Origin of the sequence: Bacillus sp. TL12 (genome assembly GCF_022625245.1) — a bacterium.
Classification (GTDB): Bacteria; Bacillota; Bacilli; order Bacillales; family Bacillaceae_G; genus Bacillus_A.
In genome coordinates, this window is record NZ_JAJJBY010000074.1 from 1 (window position 1) to 8,013 (window position 8,013).

The 8,013-nt window shown below is 37.0% G+C and carries 8 protein-coding genes and 2 pseudogenes; 2 read left to right on the forward strand and 8 right to left on the reverse strand.

What is annotated here, in order from left to right; genetic code table 11:
- Positions 1-102, forward strand: a pseudogene (locus tag LOK41_RS26615) (IS6 family transposase); the annotation flags it as partial.
- 65 nt (positions 103-167) lie between these two features.
- On the opposite strand, the gene LOK41_RS26620 reads toward LOK41_RS26615, so the two are convergent.
- The 6 genes from LOK41_RS26620 to LOK41_RS26645 all read right to left on the reverse strand — a co-directional run bounded on the left by LOK41_RS26620 (position 168) and on the right by LOK41_RS26645 (position 6,272).
- On the reverse strand, positions 168-713 hold the full coding sequence (locus tag LOK41_RS26620) for a VanZ family protein (protein ID WP_241818988.1): 546 nt from the start codon (positions 711-713) through the stop codon (positions 168-170).
- Positions 714-868: 155 nt separating this feature from the next.
- On the reverse strand, positions 869-1,978 hold the full coding sequence (locus tag LOK41_RS26625; protein ID WP_241818989.1) for a DUF4179 domain-containing protein: 1,110 nt from the start codon (positions 1,976-1,978) through the stop codon (positions 869-871).
- Complete coding sequence (locus LOK41_RS26630; RefSeq protein WP_241818990.1) at positions 1,965-2,498, reverse strand: sigma-70 family RNA polymerase sigma factor; 534 nt, start codon at positions 2,496-2,498, stop codon at positions 1,965-1,967. Before LOK41_RS26630 ends, LOK41_RS26625 begins: the two co-directional genes overlap by 14 nt.
- Positions 2,499-3,704: 1,206 nt before the next feature.
- Positions 3,705-5,210, reverse strand: coding sequence for a monooxygenase (locus LOK41_RS26635; protein WP_241818991.1), 1,506 nt, complete (start codon positions 5,208-5,210; stop codon positions 3,705-3,707).
- Positions 5,165-5,638, reverse strand: coding sequence for a RidA family protein (locus tag LOK41_RS26640; protein ID WP_241818992.1), 474 nt, complete (start codon positions 5,636-5,638; stop codon positions 5,165-5,167). The genes LOK41_RS26635 and LOK41_RS26640 overlap by 46 nt, the downstream gene beginning before the upstream one ends.
- 148 nt (positions 5,639-5,786) lie before the next feature.
- Positions 5,787-6,272: a MarR family transcriptional regulator gene (locus LOK41_RS26645; protein ID WP_241818993.1), complete on the reverse strand. Its 486-nt coding sequence runs from the start codon at positions 6,270-6,272 to the stop codon at positions 5,787-5,789.
- A gap of 298 nt (positions 6,273-6,570) precedes the next feature.
- Between LOK41_RS26645 and LOK41_RS26650 the strand changes: the two are divergent.
- A pseudogene (locus LOK41_RS26650) lies at positions 6,571-7,257 on the forward strand (IS6 family transposase).
- An 83-nt stretch (positions 7,258-7,340) separates the two neighbouring features.
- On the opposite strand, the gene LOK41_RS26655 reads toward LOK41_RS26650, so the two are convergent.
- A complete protein-coding gene (locus LOK41_RS26655; RefSeq protein WP_241818994.1) occupies positions 7,341-7,496 on the reverse strand; it encodes a hypothetical protein in 156 nt (51 codons plus the stop codon).
- 70 nt (positions 7,497-7,566) lie between these two features.
- On the reverse strand, positions 7,567-7,734 hold the full coding sequence (locus tag LOK41_RS26660) for a Fe3+ hydroxamate ABC transporter substrate-binding protein (protein WP_241818995.1): 168 nt from the start codon (positions 7,732-7,734) through the stop codon (positions 7,567-7,569).
- Positions 7,735-8,013: the final 279 nt, after the last annotated feature.

The following is an 8,013-nucleotide window of genomic DNA, read 5'->3' on the forward strand; positions in this document are numbered from 1 at the left end:
TATGAAACCATTCATGCCCTATATAAACAAAGGCGAAGTCTTCAAAGAGACTCCGCTTTTTCAACGTACAATGAACTGCAACAATTACTAGCTACTTCCTAAACATTGTTCTTTATTTACCAACCTGTTTATGCTTTTTTTTAACTTTGCAACAGAACCCGATTTGATTATTTATATACAACAAAATGTTGCAACCATGTTCTAATAAGATTTATTTGGAATATCTTCTGAATGACTAAGTATCCAACAATACATCCTAATGTATTCGCAATTAAATCATTGACATCCATACTTCTTCCGTTTCCTACAAAAATTCTTAAACATAATTGTATGATTTCAATGATGCCACTCATGAAAAATCCAATTCTTGCTATGTCTTTCACAGAATGATATTTGTTTTTGAGAAATGGCAAGTATACTCCTAATGGAAGAAACATAATTACATTTAAAACAAACGTTTTGATATCTATCGTGAGAATGGGTATTGGGTTAACCGAGCTATACCAAGGTGCTTGATTCGCGTATTTACCAATATTAATCTCTAAAGGAAAGAGTGTGAAATGAATCACACCCATGACATATATGAGAAAAGTCACGAGTAAAACATATTGCGAATATGTGAATTTTCTCTCTGAAGTACATAAGAATATAGAACCAATCAGAAATACCAGTACGAGAACATGCCAGGATGGAACTTCAAACATAATTGACATATCTTTCTCCTTTCTACCTATATGAATAAGGGTGAAAATATCCTTACCTTCCACACTAAAAAGCATAAAGGTATTTCTCACATATAGGGTAAATACAGTGATAAACGCAACGATGAGTAAATGAAACGTGGTTAATTTTGATTTCATCTCCTATCTCACTGTTTGTTTTCTACATGTATCTCTATTGGTAACCCTTCTATCCACTCATTTTCATTTGCTTTACGAGATTTGTCATTATCTATATACGGTTTTAAAACAATTTTTTTCGGAATAGAACCATTTGAAATGTAGTTGATGTCTAATGTGTAAGAATCTTTGTTTAACTCTCCAGAAGAGTCTAACTGTTCTAATTGTGTACCATTTTCATCGTATACCGCTACTCGTATTTGTTTTTTCATATCAAATTGAAAATCTTTTGCTGTAAAAGAAGCAACTACATGGGTTGTAACAGGTGTTACGGTAAGCTTGGATACAGAGAATGTCATATCACCTTTTTCTTTTTGTACCTGTGTTTTCATTCGTACAACATCTGCAACGGTTTTTTGTACCGGTACATTCAGTTCAAATACATGATCCATACCTTCAAATTGTATCTTTAGCTTCGCTTGAAATTCATTTGGTAATTTCGTATATTCTTCTGCATTCATTGTTTGTCTCTCGTCAGCAGCTGCTAATTGTACAATAAATGAATTTGGATGTCGTTTTCCTGCCATCTCATAAGAAGCACCTTGCATGAACGGTTTTCCATTCACTTCTACTTGCATACTTTCAATTGTGTTTGTGAGCTTTTTCTTTTCATTTCCTAACACAACTTGACCATCTTGTATATTCAACCCTTCAACATTGACAACCATCGCTGCGCGTGTTCCGTCAAATATAGATTCACTCACATGTAATTTGAGATTCTGAAAAGAACTTTCACTTCGAACAGCGTTTATCCAGCCCTTTTTACTTGCTTGTTGCAATCCAAGATCATGTTCCAAAGCTTGAAATATTTCACCTACAATCGGAACTTTTTTGATTCCTTCTGCCATAGTTGGAGAAGCAAATCCCGAACAAAATGTCCCGATTCCTAGTAATATACTTGCTGTAGCTACCGCAATTCCTTTGTTTTGGAAAAATAAAAATCTATTTTTCTCTTTCTGCAAAGGCATATCTTGAATCATTTGATAGGTTTGGTCTAACTTTTGACGTACATGTGAAGACATTTCATACATGTTCTCTTTTTCTTTTTGAATCGTTTTATCGATTTCAAATGGATTCATACTGCATCTTCTCCTTTTCATTTACATTAAATTGATGTAAAAGTTCTACTTTTGCTTGTTGTAATCGTTTTTTAACTGCACTTTCAGAAAGATTCAATGTATCTGCAACTTGTTTTAACGTCATATCTTGAAAATAATGCAAGACAATAACTATTCGCTGTTTCATAGGTAATTTCTCTATAGAATCTTGCATCTCAATCTGTTGATCATGATGAGAAATAGAAACAGGTTCTTCTATATACTCCATAGGTACTGTTTTAGAACGTTTCCCAATCATCGTAGTGCATTCATTAATTAAAATTCTAAATATCCATGTCTTAAAATACTCCACATGATTTAATTTATGTATCGATTGATATGCTTTCAAAATCGTTTCTTGTAAGGCGTCAGCAGTATCTTCATCGTGCTTCAAAATTGTTTTGGCTGTTTGAAATAAACTATGTTCTATACTTTTAATAAGCCGGATAAAAGCTTCTTTATCTCCACTCTTTGCCGCTAGAACATCTTGCTCAATTATCATGTTTTCACTTCCTTTTTTGTATTCTCTACATAGATTAGACTGTATACAAGCAAAAAAAGGATACTTTTATTTTCATTTAAAATATTCACAAATCGATACTAGATAGAGTATTGTATAAATTTAATTATTTGTTATTGAACTAAATGATAGAGAATGAATCCGAACATTTATTGGATCCATTTTTATTTTTATGGAGAAAACCAAATAATGAAAGTTTCCTTTGTAACAAAAATTAAGGATGTTATTGTTCATCAGGAGGAATTGTATTACAACTATTTTTAGTTTTTCTATTTTGTACACTGAATGTTTTAATCTATTTCAAATCGTCTCGATGGAGAAAACAACAAAATATTCAAATATTGGAACGACTAGAATATCACTTATACGGACAATTAATTAGTATTAATAAAGAAGAAAAAGATATTATACTGGATCCATTTTTTATTTGATTATTATTTATTTGTATAATCAATAGTTATAGAATCCCAAATAATATACCTGAACTAAAAATATGTATTTAATTGAGTTAAAAAAGATATTTCTAAATTCAAGTCAGAAATATTAGTAATAAAATATGCAAGAAAAGAACCTAAAATATAAATAAAAAGGGATAAAATACCAAACCTTTTAATAAATCTTATTCTATAAATCATTAATTGAAACGGAACAGCGAAAATAAAATACGCACATGAAAATGCTAAAGCATATACAAATAGGAATTCTAAATTTGCTTTTGATATAGAATTTGAAGAAATTAGTATTTCTATCAACGACATAGAAAAAACCTGAAAAAAGAATAACTTTTAATCTTTTGAAAAACAAATACTCTCCCTCACCAAATGTTGATTTTCAATAAAGTTTGATAAAAAGTATGCTGCAAACGTTGATTTTATAATAGGGGTCCCGACCCATATCCATCAACCTAAAAAGAAAACACCCCCAAAACGAGGGAACTAAGCAATTTGCTCAAAATCTTTGTCCTGGGGGTATTCTTTATTCTTAATTTGATAGGCATGGGGATATTCTATTTTCTTGGCTTGGTAGCGATGCGATCATACCCCCAGAAGCCAAAGAGGACTAGAAAAATTGTTTATCTGTGGCTTCTCTCATATGCATAATACATACTCTAGAATCCTGTCACTCTCCCTTGTACCTCCGCTCACAGGCCGGTTCATCCTTATTATTGTTTTTCGCAAAACAATTTTATTATGAAAAATCATGACCTCCACACCAGCGGATGATTCCCTGCCTGATGGCTTCCATCCGATCCGGCTCCGATTTGGAAACCGCCCATGCTATATGTCCATCTGGACGAATCAACGCCGTATGAACATCGTTCCAATCTGAAGTTTTCTCGATAAGCGAAGCGCGGACAACCTGAACATGTTTGTATTTCGACCATTCAACAGCGTCATCCACGTGTTCATCTGAAGCAAGATGAAGCAAGAGGAAGGAACCAGAATGAAACAGCTCATAGGCATTCCAGATTGCGCCATTCTCCAGCCGGAGCTTCAATTCCGTGAAGCGGCGACCGTTCAACGGGTGCGACAGTGCCTCCGCATCCGGCGCGTACCGGACATTAAATGCGGAGATTTGGGCAGATAACAGATAATTGGCCGCAGGTATTTGAAGCAGGCTGGACAACATGTCCCGCAACTCCATCATTCTTGGCGTGAATTCAAACAACAGCGTTTGAACCTCGGTATTTCTAAGCAGGGCCGTATTAATGGGGAATCGTTCCGCATGATAGCTGTCCAGAAGCCAATCCGGAGCCCAGCCCTTTATCTCGGCAGCCAGCTTCCAGCCAAGATTCATGGCTTCCTGTAAGCCTACGTTCAGCCCCTGTCCGCCAGCCGGGAAATGAATATGCGCCGCATCCCCCCCTAGGAAAATCCTTCCCTTTCGGTAACGCTCAGCTTGCCGTGTCGCATTCCCATAGCGGGATAGCCAATATGGTTCAGAAATCCCAAAATCGCTTCCGAGGATACGTATCAATCCCGAACGCAGCTCTTCTAAAGTAACCGGTTCTTCCTTCGGCATATCCATCCTCTCCGGATCTATCAAAACCACCCGATGCAATTGGGGCGTCACCGGTACAATCATGACCAGACCCTGCTGACTGAAGCGAGAAATCACACTCGATTCAGGAGGATTCGACAAAACTACATCTCCCAGCATAGCGGTAAAGGTCGTGTTTGTACCCACAAAGGGAATACCTACCTGTTTTCTGACAATACTTCTTGCACCGTCTGCACCGACAACATAAGCGGCCGACAACACGGATTCTCCATTCGGACCGACAGAAACAACCTCAACCCCTTGCCGATCCTGGCGTATCGATACAACCTCTTCTTCCCGCCGAATCTCCACGCCAAGACTTCTTGCCCATTCTTCCAGCATCTTCTCTGTATCATGCTGTGGAATAAAGAGCGTGTAATTTGAGGAAGAATCCAATGCCGAGAAATCCAAACGGGTATCCAATGCCGCAAAATGTCCTGTCGAGATCATCTTTCCTTTGCTCATTATTTTCGTTTTCAGCCCGCGCATATCAAAAATTTCCAGTGTGCGGGGATGAAGAGTTAGGGCACGGGAATAAGGCGTCGTCTCCTTCAATCTCTCAAGAACACACACTTTCACTCCAGCCAAGGTCAGCTCTGATGCCAGCATCATGCCAACTGGTCCTCCGCCGACAACGATGACTTCAAAATCCACTCGAATCCACTCCCCCTATAGTATTTTAAATGCCAATTATGGCAGTGCAACAATGGCATCAATTCCAATGAGCCATCCGGAAACGCAAGCGATTGAACGCCTGAAAATGTGCTTGCCGTCAAGGGCCATGTTAAACCAAATACCTCGAAGCCGGCATTGAAAATAATATCCACCAATTCCGGTCGATGATCTACCACATGAATTTTCATTTGAGCGACATGCTCCAGTTCCGCACCTACCGCTTCAAGAGCAAGCTTCGGATTAGTATGAAGCGCCTGCAATCCATAATTACCGGAACCGATCAATTCTCCCTTATCATTCAACGCCACCTGTCCAAAGATGAAGGCCAGACTGGACCGCGATGTCACCACAATTTGAGAGATGACATGATTTGTATCTGTTAGTGTTTTCGGATTGATTCTTTTCATGTTGATAACCATCTCTTTTTTGTTTCGAGCAAAACAATACGATTATTTTTGTTTTGCACAAAACAAAAATATCACAAGTTTCGTTGAGAATCAATATCATTTTTAAAAAATTTCTTGTCCAGCAAATACGTGACGAACGAACCCTTACTCAATATTCCCAGTCTAGCAGGTCTTTCAGTAGCATCTTGGAAAAGGCCAGCTGCTCAGGCGTATACTTGTTTAAAAAGCGCTTAAATCGCTGTTCGACTTCGTGATGAAGTCGCGCATGAATCTCGTATACTTTCCGACCTTTTGGTGTTAACCGAAAATATACTTCTTTTTTATTTTCATTGAGCTGTACTCTGCAGATCAATTCCATTCTCAACAGCTTGGTGCTAATACGCGTTATTGAACCCTTCGTCAAATTTATCTTCTCTGAGACGGTTGTGACATTAATCGGCTCATGGTCACCTATGCACGCAATCAAATGAATTTCAGATATATTTAGGTCAAGATCAAAGCCTAATTCATCTTTCATCTTTTGCATCTCTTCTCCGACTCTCTGGGTCAATTTACTGTTGTTTACCTCCTGCTGACTAATCAACCGGATGAACAACTCAAAAATCCATTGTTTCATCATTTCATTGTTTTCCATCAGTTTCCTCCTAAAGCTCAATCTCTCCCTTTATTATACTTATGGTTTCGAACAAAACAATACGCTCATATAGCGGAAGAAAATGTCCGTCCCTTCTATGAACCCTCGATAACTGTGGCCGTCGAAGAACGCCGGGACTTCGCCAAGAAGAAGTCGCCAATCTAGCGGGTGTCAGTGCAACGTGTTCCTTCATCCAGTACTCAAACCCAAGGAACGAAAAACAAGCCTTTGACGGTTCTGTTGCAAAATTTTCTACATGAAACTACACTCTAGAAAACATGATCTAGGAGAATCAGACATGAGATATTTTAAAGGAAAACAATTCAAGAAAGAGATTATTTTAGTAGCTGTCGGCTACTACTGCCGTTTTTCTTTAAGTTATCATGATGTATCTGAAATCCTGAAAGAACGTGGTATTTCAGTGCACCCAACAACCATCATGCGATGGGTTCATGAATATGGCAACCTCATCTATCAAATTTGGAAAGTGAAAAATAAATCTGCACGCTTATCCTAGCATTTGGATGAGACTTATATCAAAGTTAAGGGAAAATGGTGCTATCTCTATCGTGCAATTGGTAAAGGTGGACATACATTGGATATTCAATTTCGTAAAAAACAGGATTATCAGGCTGCCTATGCCTTCATGAAAAGATTAGTAAAACATTTTGGAGAACCAATGGTTCTCACTACAGATAAAGCGCCAGCATTACTTTGCGCATGTAACAAATTAAGAAAACAAGGATTTTATCAAACTACAATCCATTGTACAATCAAACATTTAAACAATCTTATTGAACAGGATCATAGGTATGTAAAGAGACGTTTTGTCAAATCCGCAGGATTTCAAAATCTTCGTCATGCTTCACGTACAATTAAAGGTATTGAAACCATACATGCCCTATATAAACAAAGGCGAAGTCTTCAAAGAGACTCCGCCTTTTCAACGTACACTGAACTTCAACAATTACTAGCTACTTCCTAAACATTGTTCTTCATTTACCAACCTGTTTATGCTTTTTTCAAACTTTGCAACAGAACCATTTTTGTTATTAGAAGCAAAGTTAGCTAAAAGTTTTTAAAAACTAAATTTAGTACCACAAATAGAACAATTATGGTAACAACGATACATGCTTCTATGGTGTACTTTTTACTTTCTTTTGCTAGTTGTACTTTCTCTCTATATTTCTCTTGTATTTCTTTTTTTTTATCTTTTGATTTCATATGCACTCCTTAAGAAATGATTGCTCTATAGTAACCCCCTCATTCGGAGAGAGATTCCAAGCATATCCTTTTACTGTTTAGAGTGACAATCTTTACAATGAATTTTGCCTTCGTTATCAAGCCATTTCTTTATTTCAGTCATGCCAGCATAATGAGGATAGTGTAGCTCTACATAAATAAGTTCCCTGCCTTGAATGTTTTTTCCGCAACTTACACATTTAGGTTTCACTCTTAACATGATATATTTCCCTCCTATTCCTAATTATACCATTAAGAAGAAACGATTTGTTAGGATTTTTAGATACATATTCTATACATGTTAAGTTGACATAACGTATCATTATCGGGATTCAATGTATTTAAAAGCCCATTAAAAGTCCCCAGATTGTTTAACTGGGGGACTTTTGTGTTCACATAATTCTCGTTAGCGGAAGTTCTAATTTAGTTAATAACCTGATTGTCATGATAGTTCATATACATACTTATCTATAACAGAAATGGTAGCCACTCGTTTTGT